The sequence below is a fragment of the Cedecea lapagei genome (assembly GCF_900635955.1).
GTDB lineage: Bacteria > Pseudomonadota > Gammaproteobacteria > Enterobacterales > Enterobacteriaceae > Cedecea > Cedecea lapagei.
The window spans coordinates 2,261,954-2,278,834 of sequence record NZ_LR134201.1; the positions used below are offsets into that span (position 1 = coordinate 2,261,954).

Here is a 16,881-nt window from a genome sequence, read left to right on the forward strand (position 1 = left end):
CCAGGGAGTAAAGCGCTCACGCCGTTTTCGGTGATGGGGTTCACAAACAATCCAGAGCGTTATTTCAGGCGCGAAACCTGGCGAGCAAGGTGCGAGAGTTTTTCGGCCAGCTCGGCGGCATTAAGGGGCGCTGAGCCGCCCGGAGTTGCGGTCGTTTTGCGCTCCACGAGGCTTACCGGCTGCAGCACTGTTAGTTTTTCTTCATGATGAATGAGCTTTATGATGCCGTCCACGCTCGCTTCGCCGAGCTGCCTGAAATCCTGCCGGATGGTCGTTAGCGGGGGAATAAAACAGGCGCTGTCCTCAGTATCATCAAAGCCAATAACAGAGATGTCCTGCGGCACGCAAAGCCCGGCTTCATTGATGGCGCGAAGCGCACCCAGCGCCATCTGGTCGTTAGCCACGAGGATCGCTTCTGGCTGCGTGCCACTGTGCAAAAGCAGGCTAACCTGCTGGTAGCCTGAAAGAGAGCTCCAGTCACCGCGCATCAAAGCAAAAGGAGCAAGCTGATGCTGCGCCAGCGAGCGCCGCCAGCCCTCAAGTCTCAGCCGGGCGGAAACCGAGTTTTCTGGCCCAGCCAGCAGGGCAATATGGCGATGACCCAGCACAACAAGATGATCCACGCCGAGGCGCGCGCCTGATTCTGCGTCGGTCACGATATGGTTAGCCGCAACCGTTGGTGAGACATCCAGGAACAACACAGGAACGTTGCCGCAGGTGGCCTGTACGGCCTCAACATGCTCCCTTTCCAGCGGGATATTCACAATCAGCCCGTCAACACGCTGCGCGAGCAGGCTGTTAACGGCGGTTATTGCTGCTTCAGCGCCGGGCTGCCCGACCATCGAAATCATGACGTCGAACTGGCGCTCTCCCGCTCTGGACTTGATCGCGGAGGCAATCTGCGAGGGGGCATGAAGGGAAAGCGTGGTTGTGGCAAGGCCAAGCGTCTGGCTAAGTTTTCCCGCCAGCTGCTGTGCAACGCGATTCGGCACGTAGTTAAGGGCTTTCATCGCGCCTTCAACTTTTTGCCGGGTCTTCTCTGAAACGTGTGAAGCCTGATTAATCACGCGGGACACGGTCTGATAGGAAACGCCCGCCGAGTCAGCCACATCGTACAGTGTCACAGATTTTGCTTTCATTGCAGGCTTCCTTCTCGCAGGCGCAGGTAGGGCGGCTATTCTACACTTAACGCTTAATCCGGGAGAGAATTATGTACAAACTGTAGGGTGTGTCGAGTTGTGGCGCTACCACAGCTGTATAAGGTGCTGAGCAGAAACGGCAAGCTGTAGAGCACTAACGATCATCTGCTCATTCGGTCGCGCCTTTATAGTGACGCCATTCATTAGCAGCAAGGAATCGGCAAAAATGGCATTAGATCTGGAGCGTTACTTCAGGCGCATTCACTACCAGGGACCGCGTACCGCAACGATAGAAACTCTGCGTGCGCTGCACCTGGCGCATACCTGCGCTATTCCGTTTGAGAATCTTGATGTTCTTCTTCGTAGAACAATCCATATCGACGACGACAGCGTTTTCGAAAAGCTGGTCGTGGGGGGGCGAGGCGGCTGGTGCTTTGAGCAAAATGGCCTGTTTCGTAACGTGCTCGCTGAGCTGGGATTTGAGGTAGAGAATTTAGCGGCTCGTGTACTGCTGGCTAATCCCCCGCAAATGCCGGCCAGAACGCATCGCCTCACAAAAGTGCGCATCGACGGGCAGGAGTGGATTGCCGACGTTGGTTTTGGCGGTAAAACGCTGCCGGAGCCGGTTCGCCTGGTTGAAGAAGAGCTGCAGCAGACTACGCATGGCGTTTACAGTCTGGAAAGAATTGAACATGACTGGCTGCTTAAATTCCACGGCAGCGATAAGGTCATTAATCTTTATCGTTTCAATTTAGAGCCTCAGTACCACTCCGATTACGAAGCAGGAAACCACTATGTTTCCACGTGGCCTGAATCCCATTTCCGTTCTTGCCTGACGCTAAGCCTTTACCTGGCCAATGGAGAGAAGAATACGCTCTACAGCGCAGGGGAAAACGCACCGGTATTTGATAACGCTAAACAGGTGTATGAGCTGCTGCAGAAGAACTTCTGCTTGCGCTTGGACCATCCTCGCTATGGCATCAGCCTTGATGAGTTCGCCGCCATGCTTGAGCGAATTGATGTCATAAAACCTGCCTGAGGCCTTCTCCACAAGCGCCGCAGCTCGTACCAGCGAGCGGCGGCGATCCGCAGCGATCGTAAGTATCCGCGCCAAAAAGCCAAATTAAATAACACCACTACGCGCGTTGATGGTGGATATATCTTGTTTTAACGCCGATGAAAGGGCGAAAGACGGAATAATCTGAGGAATATTCAGAAATTGACATTACTTTGAAAATTTCCTTTATCAATTTGAGCCTTTTTCTTTTAGCATAGCGGCGGTTCTCATCAGCATGGCGCAGCGGCTTACAAACGTTATGAAAAACATCTTTCTGGCAATCGTACTTTCACTTATGGTTATTGGCGCTTTCGCTCACGACCCGCAGCCGGGTACCGGGCTTGATACTATCGCCGCAGTTCAGGGCAGGTGACGCTAACGCCACCCACCTGAGGTTTTTTAGCCAGCCCAGCGGGAAGCGCGAATAATAGTGCAGAAATTCAGCGGCTCGAACGCTGGCTCCTTATCCCTGATAACATCGGCCTTCACGTTGCCAAACGTGGTGGCAGGTTTGTTTTTAATCCCGTCGTAAAATGCCTGGATAATCTCCTCTTTAAACGCTGCCGGTCGCGGGTGCTGCTTCACTACCTGTTCACGCTGCTCGTCGCTGAATTTCTCATAATCAATCCCCAGCACATCCATCTCTACGCCGGCCGTTACCAGGGCAATTTCCGGTGCCATAAACTCAGGAATGCCGGGCGTGGTATGCAGCGCAATCGCCGTCCACACTTTGTCGATCTCTTCCTGCTTCACGCCGTACTGGCGCATAAAATCCTGTGCGGCAAAAGCGCCGTCCACTTCAAAACGCCTGTCGCAGCTGCAGTGGTCGTGGGTCAGACCCATATCGTGGAACATACAGCCGATGTACAGCAGCTCGTGATCGACCTTCAGCTGGCGGCGCTGCCCGGCAAGTGCGGCCCAGTAGTAAACGCGGCTGGAGTGGTGGAACAGCAGATCGGACTCGGTGTCTCGTACCAGCTGCGTGGCTTCGCGCGCCATTTTGGTGTCCGGAATAACAATGCCGTTAATTTTTAAGCTCATCTCTTTCTCCTCACTGGTGTGTTGGAGTAGCATAGGCCACCGTTGAAATGTCTTAAATGATCACTTTGTGACGATTATGGACATCTGCTGCACTTAGCGACCTGGAGAGAAGAATGGCGCATCAAATCCTTATCCTTGCAGTTCCAGGCGTGCAGCTGCTTGATGTTTCCGGTCCGCTGGACGTTTTTGCCGAGGCTAACCGCGTGCTGCATCGAGAGGTTTATTCGCCACGAATTATTGGCCTTGATGCGCCGACGATCGTGGCCTCTTCCGGGGTCAAGCTACTGGCAGACGAGCTGCTTGCAGCAGCCACTGCCGGCAGGGAGACGACGTTCCTGGTCGCCGGAGCGCCAGATGCCGGAGAAAGAATGCTTAGTGATGAGCAGTGCCAGCAAACGATCGCGCTTTGCGAGCAGAGCCGCCGATTCGGTTCGGTCTGCACCGGCGCACTTTTACTTGCGCAAACGGGTCTGTTAAACGGCAGGAAAGTGACAACCCACTGGTCTGCTTCCGCACTTTTAACGGCGCGTTACCCTGACACGGAAGTGACCGCCGACGCGCTGTACGTTATGGATGGCCCGTTACGAACGGCTGCGGGCGTGACCTCAGGATTAGATCTTGCCCTGCGGCTGGTGGAAGAGGATCTGGGGCGCGAAGTAGCCCAGGACGTTGCGGCAAATCTGGTGATGTTCTTTAAGCGACCCGTAAACCAAAATCACTTTATCCGGGAACAAAAAACTTCGCTCAGCGGGCGAAGCGCGCTCCAGGATCTCCAGCGCTGGACGATAGCCAATATCTCAGAGGTGACAACGGTGCAGCAGATGGCCGCGCATATTCACCTCAGCGTACGGCATTTAACGCGATTGTTTCATCATGAACTTCAGGTAACGCCGGGGGAATGGCTTGAGGCCGAAAAGGTGGCAAGGGCGAGGCAGCTGCTGGAGTCCGGCGAACTGCCGGTGAAGGCGATTGCCGCCGCCAGCGGGTTCTCCGGAGTGGACACGCTGCGGCGGGCGTTTGTGCGTAGAACAGGCATTACGCCCGCCGCGTACAGGAAGATCTGCTAGTCGTCAGACGTTCGGGAAGGTAATGCTGTTGCCCGGCGCCTCGCGATGCAGGTGGATAAAGTTCAGGTGACGCTCGTACTGGTCAAGGATATCGATGATCACCTGCTCTTTGCTGTAGTCCATCAGATCGTTGCCCTGGCTGCCCTCGAGCAGGAAGGTCTCCAGCCGGTAATAGGTCGATTTACCGCTGCGGGCGCGGTAGGTAAAGCCCGGTACCGAATATTTCTGCGGCCAGATCTGGTAGACAAAGTTTTGCTCGTCGCCCATATGAACCCGCAGCTCAAGGTGCCCCAGTTTTTCATCCGCTAGCGGCGGCTCGATGGAGAGCTCCACCCTGGCGCCACGCAGTTCCAGCTCCTGAGAAACCTCCTGCATCGCCGGGTAGCAAATGGTGTCCATCATCTTCTGGGTATAGCGTGTACCCGGGTAGTTCATCAGTCGCGACAGGCGCTTTTTCCAGCCCAGACGATCCTGGGCGGTCATCATATATGGCGCAGTGTCACGGCTGGCGCTGACGCGGCGATAATCTTCTATCTTGAGGGATTTATACAGCCCGGCCATCACAAAGAAGATAACAAAGCTGAACGGCAGTCCCATAATGACGGTCATGTTCTGCAGCGCGGAAATGCCGTTGGTCATCAGCATGCCCATGGTCAGCAGGCCGATAGCAATGGACCAGAAAATACGCAGCCAGTTGGGCGCATCGCTGTTGATGTCCTTCAGCTTAGAGGTGAAGTTCCCCAGCACCAGCGCGCCGGAGTCCGCCGAGGTGACGTAGAACAGCAGCCCGGTAATGGTGGCCACCGAAGCACTGAAGGTAAAGCCAGGATACTGCGCCAGCAGGCTGTAGAAGCCGCGCTCAGGATGTGCCATCGCCTCCCGGGCAAAGGTGCCGTCGCCGTGGATGATTTCATACAGCGCGCTATTGCCGAACACCGAAAGCCACAGCAGGGTAAAGGTAAACGGAATGATAAGCGTGCCCAACACAAACTCACGGATGGTGCGTCCGCGGGAAATACGCGCCAGGAAGAGGCCGACAAACGGCGACCACGCCACCCACCAGGCCCAGAAGAACAGGGTCCAGTTGTTCATCCATTCCACCGGGCGATCGAAGGCGAAGCTGTTCAGCGTCATGCCCATAAAGCGGTTGATGTAATCCCCCCACGTTCAGCACCAGCGCGTTCAGCAGGAACTCGGTATTGCCCATAAACAGCACGAACAGGATAAGCCCCAGGGCCAAGGCCACGTTCAGCTCGGAAAGGATTCGGATGCCTTTATCAACGCCAGAGGTGACAGAAATAGTGGCGATAATCACCGAAAGTACGATCAAGGCCGCTTTGGCGCCAAGACTGTCAGGGATATCAAACAGTACGTTCAGCCCATAGTTGAGCTGCACGACGCCGATGCCCAGCGTCGTGGCAATCCCGAAGATCGTACCGATGACGGCGGCAATATCAACCGTATGGCCAATCGGGCCGTTGATCCTTTTACCAAAAATAGGGTATAGCGCCGAGCGAATCGTCAGCGGCAGGTTATAGCGATAGCTGAAGTAGCCCAGCGCGATCCCCATCAGGGCATACATCGACCAGCCTGTCAGGCCGTAGTGGAACAGGGTCCAGACCATGGCCTGGCGTGCGGCCTCCATGGTTTGTCCGGCCCCTTCCGGCGGCTGCATATATTGCGTGACCGGCTCGGCAACCGAGAAGAACATAAGGTCGATGCCTATCCCGGCGGCAAACAGCATCGCGGCCCAGCTCAGTACGCTGAACTCGGGTTTGGACTGCTCCGGGCCGAGCTTGATGGAGCCAAAGCGGGAGCAGGCGATAAAGATCACAAACACGATGTAGAGCGTAGCCGCAAGCAGGTAATACCAGCCGAAGCGGGAGGAGACCCAGCTTAGCGCGTGGCCGATCAGTCTGGCGGAGAGATCGCTGTAAAAAATGGTCATCAGGGAAAATAACAAAATCAGCCCGGCGGAGGTATAGAACACCACCGGGTTGATTTTGTCTTTTTCGCTGGAAGCAGGAGCAGTAACGGGCTTCGTCATCGATTACCTCTGGTTAAGTAACGGTGACTACTCATATGAGCAGTTAAGTTTATCTTCTGAATGCAGGTGAAATTGTTTTTTAACAAATCCATAATGATTATTGGGTTTTTAAAAAGTTCTTATGACTAATTTATTGAAATAAATCAATTAAACCTCGCCTTGTTAATGTGTCAGTTACGAATAATACGTTGTTTTCTCGCCTTTGCGTAACAATTAATACACATTTTATATTGAACGTTCAATCAATAAAAGCTTAAATAGATAATCATAACTGATGAATGGAGTGAGACGATGCCGAAGAAAGGGATGCAGCCGATACGGCGGCGGCAGCTGATTGACGCCACCCTGAACGCCATAAATGAAGTGGGGATGCACGATGCAACGGTGGCGCAAATCGCCCGTCGGGCCGGAGTTTCAACCGGCATCATCAGCCATTACTTCCAGGATAAGAACGGCCTGCTGGAAGCCACCATGCGCGACGTAACAACCCAGCTTCGCGATGCCGTCGTGGGCCGATTAAAAGCTTTGCCGGGGGCTTCAGCCTCCCGGAGGCTGAGCGCGATCGTTGAGGGAAACTTTGATGACACCCAGACGCACAGCGCAGCAATGAAGGCGTGGCTGGCCTTCTGGGCCAGCAGCATGCATCAGCCGATGCTGTACCGCCTGCAGCAGGTCAGCAGCCGCCGTCTGCTGTCGACGCTCACCGCCGAATTCAGGCGCGAGCTGCCAAAACAGGAAGCCAGGCTTGCGGGCTATGGCCTGGCGGCTCTGATAGACGGCCTGTGGTTACGAGCGGCCTTAAGCGGCAAACCCTTCGACCGCGAAGCGGCGAGCGTGCTGACCACGCAATTTATCAGCCAGCATCTTGCTGCGGTGAAAACGTAATTTAGCGAGGAGGAAACATGTCCCGATTTGGTGAACAACAGCTTTACATTAACGGAAATTATGTAGCCGCCCGAAGCGGTAAAACTTTCGAGACCATCAACCCGGCGAACGGCGAAGTCCTGGCCACGGTGCATGCCGCCGGTCGTGAAGATGTCGACCGTGCCGTAGACGCGGCAAAAAAAGGGCAAAAAGAGTGGGCTGCTAAAACGCCAGTTGAACGCTCGCGCATTTTGCGTCGTGCGGTGGATATTCTTCGCGAGCGCAACGATGAGCTGGCCGAGCTGGAAACGCTCGACACCGGCAAAGCCTTCAGCGAAACCTCAAGCGTGGACATCGTAACCGGTGCTGACGTGCTGGAGTACTACGCAGGGCTGACAACGACCCTCGAAGGGCAGCAGATCCCGCTGCGGGACAGCTCGTTTGTCTACACTCGCCGTGAGCCTCTTGGCGTGGTGGCCGGGATCGGCGCGTGGAACTACCCGATTCAGATTGCGCTCTGGAAATCTGCGCCCGCGCTGGCTGCCGGCAATGCGATGATCTTTAAACCAAGCGAAGTGACGCCGCTAACGGCGCTCAAGCTGGCGGAAATCTACACCGAGGCTGGCCTGCCGGACGGGGTGTTTAACGTGCTGCCCGGAATCGGGGCGGAGACAGGCCAACTGCTGACTGAACACTCCGGTATCGCCAAAATTTCCTTCACCGGCGGCGTAGCCAGCGGCAAAAAAGTGATGGCTAACGCCGCAGGCTCGACGCTGAAACAGGTGACGATGGAGCTGGGTGGGAAATCTCCGCTGGTTATTTTCGACGATGCCGATCTCAATCTGGCAGCGGATATCGCGATGATGGCTAACTTCTACAGCTCGGGGCCAGGTCTGCACCAACGGAACACGCGTATTTATCCCCCGCTGCGCTTAAGGCAGAGTTTGAGCAAAAAATTGTTGAACGCGTAGCCCGTATTCGTGCCGGTGACGTGATGGATCCGCAAACCAACTTTGGCCCATTGGTCAGCTTCCCGCATCGTGAAAACGTGCTGCGCTATATCGAATCCGGACGCGAAGAGGGCGCTACGCTGTTGTGTGGCGGCGATAAACTGCGCGGTAAAGATTTTGATAACGGAGCCTGGGTCGCACCAACGGTATTCACCGACTGCCGGGATGAGATGAAAATCGTCCGCGAAGAGATCTTCGGACCGGTGATGTCGATCCTGAGCTACGACAGCGAAGAAGAGGTGATTCGCCGTGCTAATAACACGGATTTCGGCCTGGCAGCCGGCGTGGTCACCAACGATTTAACTCGCGCGCACCGCGTTATTCATCAGCTTGAAGCCGGTATTTGCTGGATTAACACCTGGGGTGAATCCGCTGCCGAAATGCCTGTCGGCGGTTATAAGCACTCCGGCGTTGGCCGTGAGAATGGCCTGATGACCCTTCAAAGCTATACGCAGGTTAAGTCAATCCAACTGGAGATGGGCAACTATCAGTCAATCTTTTAACCCTACCTGAGGAGGATGAATGGAATTTGATTACATCATTATTGGCGCTGGATCCGCAGGTAATGTTTTAGCTGCACGTTTAACGGAAGATCCGCAGACCACCGTTCTGCTGTTAGAGGCCGGTGGCCCGGATTACCGCTTTGATTTTCGAACTCAAATGCCCGCGGCACTGGCTTTCCCGCTGCAGGGCAAACGCTATAACTGGGCTTATGAAACTGACCCTGAGCCGTTTATGAATAACCGCCGTATGGAGTGCGGACGCGGCAAAGGGCTGGGTGGCTCATCGCTGATCAACGGCATGTGCTACATACGCGGTAATGCGATGGATCTCGACAACTGGGCGACAATGCCAGGGCTGGAGAACTGGAGCTACCTCGATTGCCTGCCGTACTACCGCAAAGCGGAAACCCGTGATATTGGGCCTAATGACTATCACGGTGGCGAAGGCCCGGTATCCGTCACTACGCCAAAGCCGGGTAATAATCCTCTGTTCCACGCGATGATTGAGGCGGGCGTTGAGGCCGGCTACCCGCGCACGGACGATTTAAATGGCTATCAGCAGGAAGGCTTCGGCCCGATGGACCGAACTGTCACGCCAAAAGGCCGCCGCGCCAGCACCGCCCGTGGTTATCTCGACGAGGCAAAGAAGCGTGAAAACCTGACTATCGTTACGCACGCTACCACCGACCGCATTCTTTTTGATAATTTACGCGCGGTTGGCGTGGAGTATCTGGTGAACGACAGCACGGTGCACTCCGTGGCGAAGGCACGCAAAGAAGTTCTGCTCAGCGCGGGTGCAATTGCTTCCCCGCAGATTCTGCAGCGTTCCGGCGTCGGTGATGCTGCGTTCCTGGCAAGCCTTGAGATCCCGGTGGTTCACGATCTGCCGGGCGTGGGTGAAAACCTTCAGGATCACCTGGAAATGTACCTGCAGTATGAGTGCAAAGAGCCGGTGTCGCTTTACCCGGCGCTGCAATGGTACAACCAGCCAAAAATCGGCGCGGAATGGCTGTTTAACGGCACCGGAGTAGGCGCGAGCAATCAGTTTGAAGCGGGCGGCTTTATCCGCAGCCGCGAAGAATTCAGCTGGCCGAACATTCAGTACCACTTCCTGCCGGTGGCAATTAACTACAACGGCTCGAACGCGGTGAAAGAGCATGGCTTCCAGTGCCACGTAGGTTCTATGCGTTCTCCAAGTCGTGGCCGCGTGAAGCTGAAATCACGTGACCCGCATGAGCATCCAGGCATTCTGTTCAACTATATGTCTCACGAACAGGACTGGCAGGAGTTCCGCGACGCCATTCGTATTACCCGCGAGATCATGCAGCAGCCGGCGTTAGATAAATACCGTGGGCGCGAAATCAGTCCGGGTATTGATTGCCAGACGGACGAACAGCTGGACGAGTTCGTGCGTAATCATGCCGAAACCGCTTTCCACCCGTGCGGCAGCTGTAAGATGGGGCACGATGAAATGGCCGTGGTGGACGAGCAGGGCCGGGTACATGGCCTTCAGGGGCTGCGGGTGGTGGATGCATCCATTATGCCGCAAATCATCACCGGCAACCTGAATGCGACCACCATTATGATTGGCGAAAAGATTGCCGATGCCATTCGCGGCAAAACCCCGCTGCCGCGCAGCAACGCCGACTATTATAAAGCAGGAGAGACGCCGGTACGGAAAGAGCCGGTGCGAAAAATCCAGTAACGATTAATGGCCAGCTTTGCTGGCCTTTCTTTTTGCTGGCCTTTCTTTTATCCGGCGCTTGCCTGAGCCCCTTGTGAAGCAGTAAAACTACTGCTCAACAACAAAAAGGAGAATCACCGTGCCGCATATCGAAATTAAATGTTTCCCTCGTGACCTTAGCGATGAGCAGAAGCAGACCATCGCCAGTGAGATGTGCGACGTGCTGAAAAAGCACTTCGGCTCTAAGGACGAGTCGCTGTCCGTGGCGCTGAAGATGATTGAGCAGTCACGCTGGAAAGAAGAGGTCTGGGACACGCAGCTCGCCCCAGAGATGGACGAGCTAATTAAGAAGCCCGGCTATGCCCTCTAAGGTGACAACGTCACTTCATGAGTATCGAATTATCGTAAAACCTTCGCGCTCCTCCGGCGCAACAAAGTAGCGAGTAATCAAATCAAACTGCGCGTCCGTAGCGGCAAAATCGTGAGTTCCGCTGCTGTTGCGGGCGCGTAACCTCTCCCGACAAACCTCATCGGGCACATCGAGATAGTGCAGCCGGTTATCTACGCCAGCCTGATCGATCACCGTTTTCATCCACTGTCGGTTTGCCAGCGTGTTGGCCGGGAAATCGAGCACCACCGAGAGCCCATTCTGCAGCAGGGAAATAAGATGCGGCGTTAGCGCGTTTTTCAGCTTGTTTGAGCACGCTACATAATCCGCTACGCTCTGCATCTGCTCACCGTAAAGTGCCGCAAGCCAGCTGTCTTCACTGACCAGAATTGTGTTGGGCGCTTCGATTAGCCGCGCGCTTAGCGTGGATTTCCCGGCGGCGATCTTGCCGCATAAAAGATGAAGTGTGGGTTTATGGGAAAACGTTGACATCATTGCCTCAGAGTAAAAGTAACATATGCACAACTCTCTACCTGTCTGAAGAAAGAGACAACTGGTAAAAATAGTGGGTCAGACGTTGACCCGCCAGTTCTATTTCAGCTTTGTCCAGTAGGTTCCCGTTTCCTTCACGGCCAGAAACTGCTGGTTCATCTCATCCATCGTTTGCTGCGGATCTATGTCCGCGAATAGCTGAGGATGGAACGTTCTGGCAAAGAACTCTACGTCCAGCAGGTGCCAGGGAGAAAGGTAGAAGTTGTGCCACACCGCCCACGCCTTACCGTGGTGAACGGCGTACAGATTTGAAACAACTTTTTGCTGCCCCAGCACCTGGGGAGAAGCTTTGCTGGACCTGAGCCGCCGAGACCTCAGAGCCAAGCTGTAGCCTGCCTTTTTGATCCGGCCCGGCGCTGCCGGTGGCGATGTAAATATCCGGATTTACCGTCAGCAGCGCCTCTGGCGAAATTTTGCCATAAACGCCAGGGAATCGGCTCTCGGCGATATTGTCGCCACCTGCAAAGGTCAGCAAATCGGCAAGGTTTCCGCGCCCGACGGTAGTACAGCAGTCGCTTTTATCCCCCAAATGCAGCTGCAACATCACCGATGGCTTAACGGGTTTAGCCTCCGCCAGGCGTTTGGCAATCTTCTCCATATGCTGCTGGTAGAAGTGGATAAACCTCTCCGCTTTCGGCTTGTCGTTTAACGCCTCGCCAAGAATACGCAGGCTGGGAACGGTATTATTCAGCTGATCGACGCGGAGATCGACATAGATCACCGGGATATGCGCCTGCGTCAGCTGGCTTAGAAAGCTGTCATGGTTGCTCTCTTTTTTGGCGTAGATCGGCAAAATGACCAGGTCGGGGCGCAGGGCAATGACTTTTTCGACGCTTATCTGCGAGAAGTTATTGTTGCCGATGATGGGGATATTTTTGATTTCCGGGAAGGCCGCCGTGTAGCGGTTCCAGGTCTGCGGATCCAGGCGCTGCAAATCCGCAGGCCAGCCAACAACCCGTTTTGCCGGATTACCTTCCTCCACAAGTGCCAGGGTATAAATCATCCGGCTTTCGCCGACCACCAGCCGCTGTGGGTTATCAGGAACCTCAACTTTACGCTGGAGAATGTCGGTAATCGTTTTGGCCTGGCTGCCGGCGCTGAGCGCCAGCAGGGCCGCAAGTAATAGCGACTTTTTCATCTCAGAAGTCCACGCTCGCGGAGAGATAAACGGTGCGGGGTTCGCCTTCGATCACGCGCAGGTTACCGGCGCTGGACTCGTAGTATTCGCGGTCAAACAGGTTTTTGACGTTCAGCTTCAGCTCGGTGTTTTTGCCGACAAGCTTGCTGTCCCAGGCGATAAACGCATCCGCCACGGTGTAAGACGGCATGGTAAAGCTGTTTTCCGGATCGCCTGCACGGCTGCCGACATAGCGACCGCCGCCGCCCAGGCGTACTTCACCCGGCAGCCAGGAGAAGCGCAGGGTATGACTGAGGTAGAGCCCGCCCATGGTCGTCGGCGCATTCACCAGACGATTGCCAACGTTTACCGGGTTAATATCGTCTTCAACAATCTCCGTTTTGTCGTAGCTGTAGTTCGCCGTCAGGTTCCAGTCCTCAGCAATTTCGCCGTTAAGCTCTAATTCCGCCCCGGTCGAGCGGGCTTTCGGGATGTTGCGTGTAACGCCGTTGATAAACACCGACATGTCTTTTTCGTCAATGCGGTAAAGCGCCAGGCTGCTGGTAAGACGTGGCGACATCTGCCATTTCGCGCCCACTTCCCAGGTTGTGCCTTTTTCGGTAGAGGCGACGTTGCCGTCATCGTCCGTCTGTGTTGAGGGAGTAAAGGATTTGCTGTAGCTGCCGTAAAGCGAAACGTCCGGAATGATTTTATACACCAGGCCCATTTGCGGCAGAAATGCATTACCTCTGTCTTCAAGCGTGGTTTTCGGCTTCAGCCAGCCTGAGCTGGACGTCTGGGTGTAACGCTGCAGACGGCCACCCAGCACGGCTATCCACTGGTCGTTCAGGTGGATACTGTCTTTGGCAAATACAGAGCGGCTATAAAGGTTGGTGCGCAGATTACTGTTGGTGTCGTTATAGGTGCTGCTGTTGGTCACCGGCGTTTCGCCGTAGACCGGTTTGTACATATTGAAGGTTTTCGACACCTTCCCACGGTAGGAATTCTTTTTGTAAGTTTCGTTTTGCTCGTAGTCCGCGCCGAGCGTGATGTCGTGAGTCATCCCCAGCAGTTCCGGGCTGCCGTTAATGTCCCATGAGGCGTAATCGGTCTGGTGATTAAAGCCCCGGTTTGCATCCGCGCGTCGGGAGACAATGCCGCTGACGGGATCAACCGCCGTGGCGCGAACCTCATTGCTGTCGTAGCGGCGCTGCATCCAGGCGTAGTTCAGGTTGGTTTCCCAGGTATCATCCAGCTTGTATGAATAGCTGGTTGTCAGTCGCTTGTTCTTGCCCCAGGCGTGGTTGGCGTAATCGTCGATGCGGCGATCGTAAGGAATGTTTAGCGGCTGGCCGTTGATAAACGCCGTGCCGCGGTCGTAAGGGATATCAAACTTATATTCCACATAGCTGATATTGAACGAGGCTTTGTCGCCGTACCAGCTCAGAGAGGGGGCTATCAGCGTGTGCTCATCGCTGCCGAAGTTACGCCAGTAATCTTCGTGCTGGCGTTCAGCAACCAGACGGAAGGCGAAACCGTTGCCGAGCGGGCCGGTGACGTCAACCATCCCCGAACCGCCGCCGTTGCTGCTGCTTGTGCCGCTGACGTGGGTATTCCAGGTATACTGGGGTTTCTTACTGACGAGGTTGATCACCCCGCCAGGGTTCAGGATGCCGTAGAGCAGGGAGGCCGAACCTTTAAGCACCTCAACATGATCGATGCTGGAATCCATTGCCAGGCCCTGGTTACTGCGCACGCCGTCAATAAACACCGAACCGTCGCTGTTTGAACCAAACCCACGTTTTACAAAACCGTCCTCTATGCCGCCCAGGGTATTACTCTGCGTAACGCCGCTGACAAACTTCATCGCATCATTGACCGAGGTAACAGCATAATCGTCAATAACCTGAGGCGTCACGACGCTAACGGACTGAGGGATTTCGCTACGCGGCGTTTTGCTGCGCGAGGCAATGGAGGTGTCATCCTGGGTATAGCTTGTTGGTGAGCCGTCCGGGTTAGCGTTGGCAACGACCGTCAATGTCTCTTCTTTGGGGCGGTCGGCTGCAAAAGCAGGTGCACCCGCAATGAAGGTTGAAATAATGAGTAAGTGTGAATTAAGAAGCGCCTGGCGAACGAAAGTTGAACCCAATGGAATACGAGTCATCATGTTGATTGTCTGTGTTGAAGCGATTTTATAATGTGAATTGTGATGATAATGACAATAATTAGCATTTACAATATCAACTCTGCTTACATAAGCACTGGTTTTTTATCCAAAAACCGGATGAATAAGCAGGATACGGGGCCGCCTGGAAAACGGAAAACATCCTACGCTAAGCCTGTTTTTTGTACAGACTGCTATCTACTGAGCGTAACGTGCGGTATCTCCCAGGAAGTCGTGGAAGGTCTTGCCCTTAATGTAATAGAAATACAAAAATACTAGACTAATAATTCTATTTTGCGAGATCAACGCTGTTCAACTTTTTTAGCCTTCCCTCACTCAATTCCTTCTAAATTTAGCCAGATCATAAACAATTCGCTACAAAATTGCGCCTTTTATTCTTTAGCCGTCTGAAAAGAGAGGCTGATCCGGCGCCGAGCCTGCCGATCTCGCTTTGATTCTTCAGACTAACCAGTCTACTATCATCCTGCGGCGGTTGAGGGGCTCCACCGGGAGACCAAACCACCATGGCGCGAACGCGAAACCTTGAGGAAGGGAGAAAACAGAAATGAGCAAGGCTTTGGTACTGAGTGGCGGTGGCGCTGTTGGCGTCGCATGGGAAACGGGTGTGGTCTTTGGCCTTGCCCGCGGCGGCGTTGACCTGCGTGACGCTAACTTTGTGACCGGGACATCGGCCGGTTCCTCGGTAGGCGCCCGTGTCGCCGCAGGTCAGGATCTGGAGAGCGTTGTTGCGTTCTACCGCGACATGGGGCGGAAGCTCGCAGCAAACGCAATGCCGCGTATGGGCCCGACCGACGAGGAACTGGGTGCGGTGATGGGGAAAATCGCCGACACGCTGACCGGCGATGGAACGCCCGAGGCGCGACGCGCAAAGCTGGGCCAATTCGCACTGGCTGCACCCGCCGCTCCCGAAGAAGTCCTTCTCGAAAGGTTTGCCGACTTGAAGGACGTCGCGTGGCCGCCGAGCTACCACTGCCCGACGATCGACGCAGAGACTGGCGAATGGGTTGTTTGGGATTCGACGTCGGGTGTAGGACTGGATCGCGGGATTGCATCGAGCTGCTGTGTCCCGGGCCTGTCCGCTCCGATCACTATCAACGGTCGACGCTACATCGACGGCGGTTTCCGGTCGCCTACCAGCGCAGACCTCGCGAAGGGGAATGACCTCGTTCTCGTCATTTCGTTGGTGGACCGCTCGGCACAAACCGGCGCGTTCGCGCAGATGGGGTTCGGTGCGCAGTTGGAGCGCGAGTTGCAGTATCTTCGCGACAGCGGATCGGAGGTGCTGATGTTCGAAGCGGACTCATACTCGAAAGCAGCGATCGGCATCAATCCGATGGACTCATCGAAGGCGCCGGCGGCGCTTGAAGCTGGCATCCGTCAGGGCGAAACCGAAGCTTCGCGCATCGGAGCGTTCTGGAATAGTTTGTAACCGGAAACGGGTAAAGCAAGATTACATAAGGCGCCGCACGTTGTTAGTTTGGCGCCTCAGCCTATTCCGGGCTTAGGCGGGGCGACCTCTCCTTACCGGTTTAAAATGAGCGGCGGTGGTCACCATCATGGCACTCGCTTTTTCGAATTCATCATTCTACTTTACGGAGTTGGAATATCATGGCCCGACCCAAGCAGCTTGATCGCGACAAAGCGCTGGACGCCGCAAAGCGGCTATTCTGGCAACGCGGCTACGCCGGTGTATCGGCCGACGACCTCATCAAGGAGATGGGAATCGCGCGGCAGAGTCTGTACGACAATTTTGGCAGCAAGCGTGCGCTATACCTTGAGGCTCTACGCTCCTACAACACCGGCAATGTCGGCGCACTCATTCAGCTTCTTCGCGAAGAAAAGTCGGTACGCGAAACGCTGAAGCGCCTCCTGCTGGCACCTGCCCAGCTCTCGCAGGAAGAACGCGAGATGGGTTGCTTCAACGTCAGCTCGCTTTCCGAGTTCGGTCTCGCCGATCCAGAAGTGCTGGCGGCAAGCGAAGGAAGTCGCGTAGCCGCGAACGCCGCCATCGAGTCCCTGATCGACGAAGGAAAGCGCAACGGTGAACTTCCCGCCCATCTGAACACCCGCGTCGCCAGCAACTACATCGCCTGCATATCGGCCGGCCTTAAGGTTTCCAGTCGCGCTGGCGCGAGCAGCGATATGCTGCGCGAGATCGGCGAGATGGCATTGACCGCCATCACGGGCGGCGATCTGCCGGCGTAGAGAAAAAGAAAAGAGGGCGCAG

At 55.1% G+C, this 16,881-nt stretch carries 11 protein-coding genes and 3 pseudogenes; 8 read left to right on the top strand and 6 right to left on the bottom strand.

Translation table 11 applies throughout. From position 1 onward, the window contains the following. Positions 1–59: 59 nt before the first annotated feature. A complete protein-coding gene (locus tag EL098_RS10990; protein WP_126356252.1) occupies positions 60–1,139 on the bottom strand; it encodes a LacI family DNA-binding transcriptional regulator in 1,080 nt (359 codons plus the stop codon). 226 nt (positions 1,140–1,365) lie between these two features. On the opposite strand from EL098_RS10990, the gene EL098_RS10995 reads away from it, so the two are divergent. Next, a complete protein-coding gene (locus EL098_RS10995) occupies positions 1,366–2,178 on the top strand; it encodes an arylamine N-acetyltransferase family protein (protein ID WP_126356253.1) in 813 nt (270 codons plus the stop codon). A gap of 417 nt (positions 2,179–2,595) precedes the next feature. Here EL098_RS10995 and EL098_RS11000 read toward each other — a convergent pair whose 3' ends face one another. Next, positions 2,596–3,237, bottom strand: coding sequence for an HD domain-containing protein (locus EL098_RS11000; protein ID WP_126356254.1), 642 nt, complete (start codon positions 3,235–3,237; stop codon positions 2,596–2,598). Between the two features lie 113 nt (positions 3,238–3,350). Here EL098_RS11000 and EL098_RS11005 point away from each other — a divergent pair, with 113 nt between their 5' ends. Next, positions 3,351–4,304, top strand: coding sequence for a GlxA family transcriptional regulator (locus tag EL098_RS11005; protein WP_126356255.1), 954 nt, complete (start codon positions 3,351–3,353; stop codon positions 4,302–4,304). A gap of 3 nt (positions 4,305–4,307) precedes the next feature. Here EL098_RS11005 and EL098_RS11010 read toward each other — a convergent pair. Continuing rightward, positions 4,308–6,351, bottom strand: a pseudogene (locus tag EL098_RS11010) (choline transporter). Positions 6,352–6,642: 291 nt separating this feature from the next. Here EL098_RS11010 and betI point away from each other — a divergent pair. The 4 genes and pseudogenes from betI to pptA all read left to right on the top strand — a co-directional run bounded on the left by betI (position 6,643) and on the right by pptA (position 10,782). Then, a complete protein-coding gene (gene betI / locus EL098_RS11015) occupies positions 6,643–7,236 on the top strand; it encodes a transcriptional regulator BetI (RefSeq protein ID WP_126356256.1) in 594 nt (197 codons plus the stop codon). Between the two features lie 17 nt (positions 7,237–7,253). Continuing rightward, positions 7,254–8,728, top strand: a pseudogene (betB, locus tag EL098_RS11020) (betaine-aldehyde dehydrogenase). Positions 8,729–8,747: 19 nt separating this feature from the next. Then, positions 8,748–10,433 carry a choline dehydrogenase gene (gene betA, locus EL098_RS11025; protein WP_126356257.1) on the top strand — a complete coding sequence of 562 codons (1,686 nt, stop codon included), beginning with the start codon at positions 8,748–8,750 and terminating at the stop codon, positions 10,431–10,433. Positions 10,434–10,551: 118 nt separating this feature from the next. Next, complete coding sequence (pptA, locus tag EL098_RS11030; protein ID WP_126356258.1) at positions 10,552–10,782, top strand: tautomerase PptA; 231 nt, start codon at positions 10,552–10,554, stop codon at positions 10,780–10,782. A 15-nt stretch (positions 10,783–10,797) separates the two neighbouring features. Here the strand turns inward: pptA and EL098_RS11035 are convergent, their stop codons facing one another. From EL098_RS11035 to EL098_RS11045, 3 genes and pseudogenes are all read right to left on the bottom strand, one after another. Then, positions 10,798–11,295 (bottom strand): AAA family ATPase, encoded by a 498-nt coding sequence (locus EL098_RS11035; protein ID WP_126356259.1) that lies wholly within the window; start codon positions 11,293–11,295, stop codon positions 10,798–10,800. A 96-nt stretch (positions 11,296–11,391) separates the two neighbouring features. Next, positions 11,392–12,490: pseudogene (locus tag EL098_RS11040) on the bottom strand (ABC transporter substrate-binding protein). Position 12,491: 1 nt separating this feature from the next. Then, a complete protein-coding gene (locus tag EL098_RS11045) occupies positions 12,492–14,633 on the bottom strand; it encodes a TonB-dependent siderophore receptor (protein WP_126358419.1) in 2,142 nt (713 codons plus the stop codon). Between the two features lie 565 nt (positions 14,634–15,198). On the opposite strand from EL098_RS11045, the gene EL098_RS11050 reads away from it, so the two are divergent. Beyond that, a complete protein-coding gene (locus EL098_RS11050; protein WP_126356260.1) occupies positions 15,199–16,083 on the top strand; it encodes a patatin-like phospholipase family protein in 885 nt (294 codons plus the stop codon). Between the two features lie 179 nt (positions 16,084–16,262). Further along, a complete protein-coding gene (locus tag EL098_RS11055) occupies positions 16,263–16,859 on the top strand; it encodes a TetR/AcrR family transcriptional regulator (RefSeq protein ID WP_126356261.1) in 597 nt (198 codons plus the stop codon). Positions 16,860–16,881 lie beyond the last annotated feature (22 nt).

Bases quoted from the DNA above. Each gene is read 5' to 3' on its own strand.
- EL098_RS10990 (WP_126356252.1), bottom strand. From the start codon at position 1,139: ATGAAAGCAAAATCTGTGACACTGTACGATGTGGCTGACTCGGCGGGC.
- EL098_RS10995 (WP_126356253.1), top strand. From the start codon at position 1,366: ATGGCATTAGATCTGGAGCGTTACTTCAGGCGCATTCACTACCAGGGA.
- EL098_RS11000 (WP_126356254.1), bottom strand. From the start codon at position 3,237: ATGAGCTTAAAAATTAACGGCATTGTTATTCCGGACACCAAAATGGCG.
- EL098_RS11005 (WP_126356255.1), top strand. From the start codon at position 3,351: ATGGCGCATCAAATCCTTATCCTTGCAGTTCCAGGCGTGCAGCTGCTT.
- betI (WP_126356256.1), top strand. From the start codon at position 6,643: ATGCCGAAGAAAGGGATGCAGCCGATACGGCGGCGGCAGCTGATTGAC.
- betA (WP_126356257.1), top strand. From the start codon at position 8,748: ATGGAATTTGATTACATCATTATTGGCGCTGGATCCGCAGGTAATGTT.
- EL098_RS11035 (WP_126356259.1), bottom strand. From the start codon at position 11,295: ATGATGTCAACGTTTTCCCATAAACCCACACTTCATCTTTTATGCGGC.
- EL098_RS11045 (WP_126358419.1), bottom strand. From the start codon at position 14,633: ATGACTCGTATTCCATTGGGTTCAACTTTCGTTCGCCAGGCGCTTCTT.
- EL098_RS11050 (WP_126356260.1), top strand. From the start codon at position 15,199: ATGAGCAAGGCTTTGGTACTGAGTGGCGGTGGCGCTGTTGGCGTCGCA.
- EL098_RS11055 (WP_126356261.1), top strand. From the start codon at position 16,263: ATGGCCCGACCCAAGCAGCTTGATCGCGACAAAGCGCTGGACGCCGCA.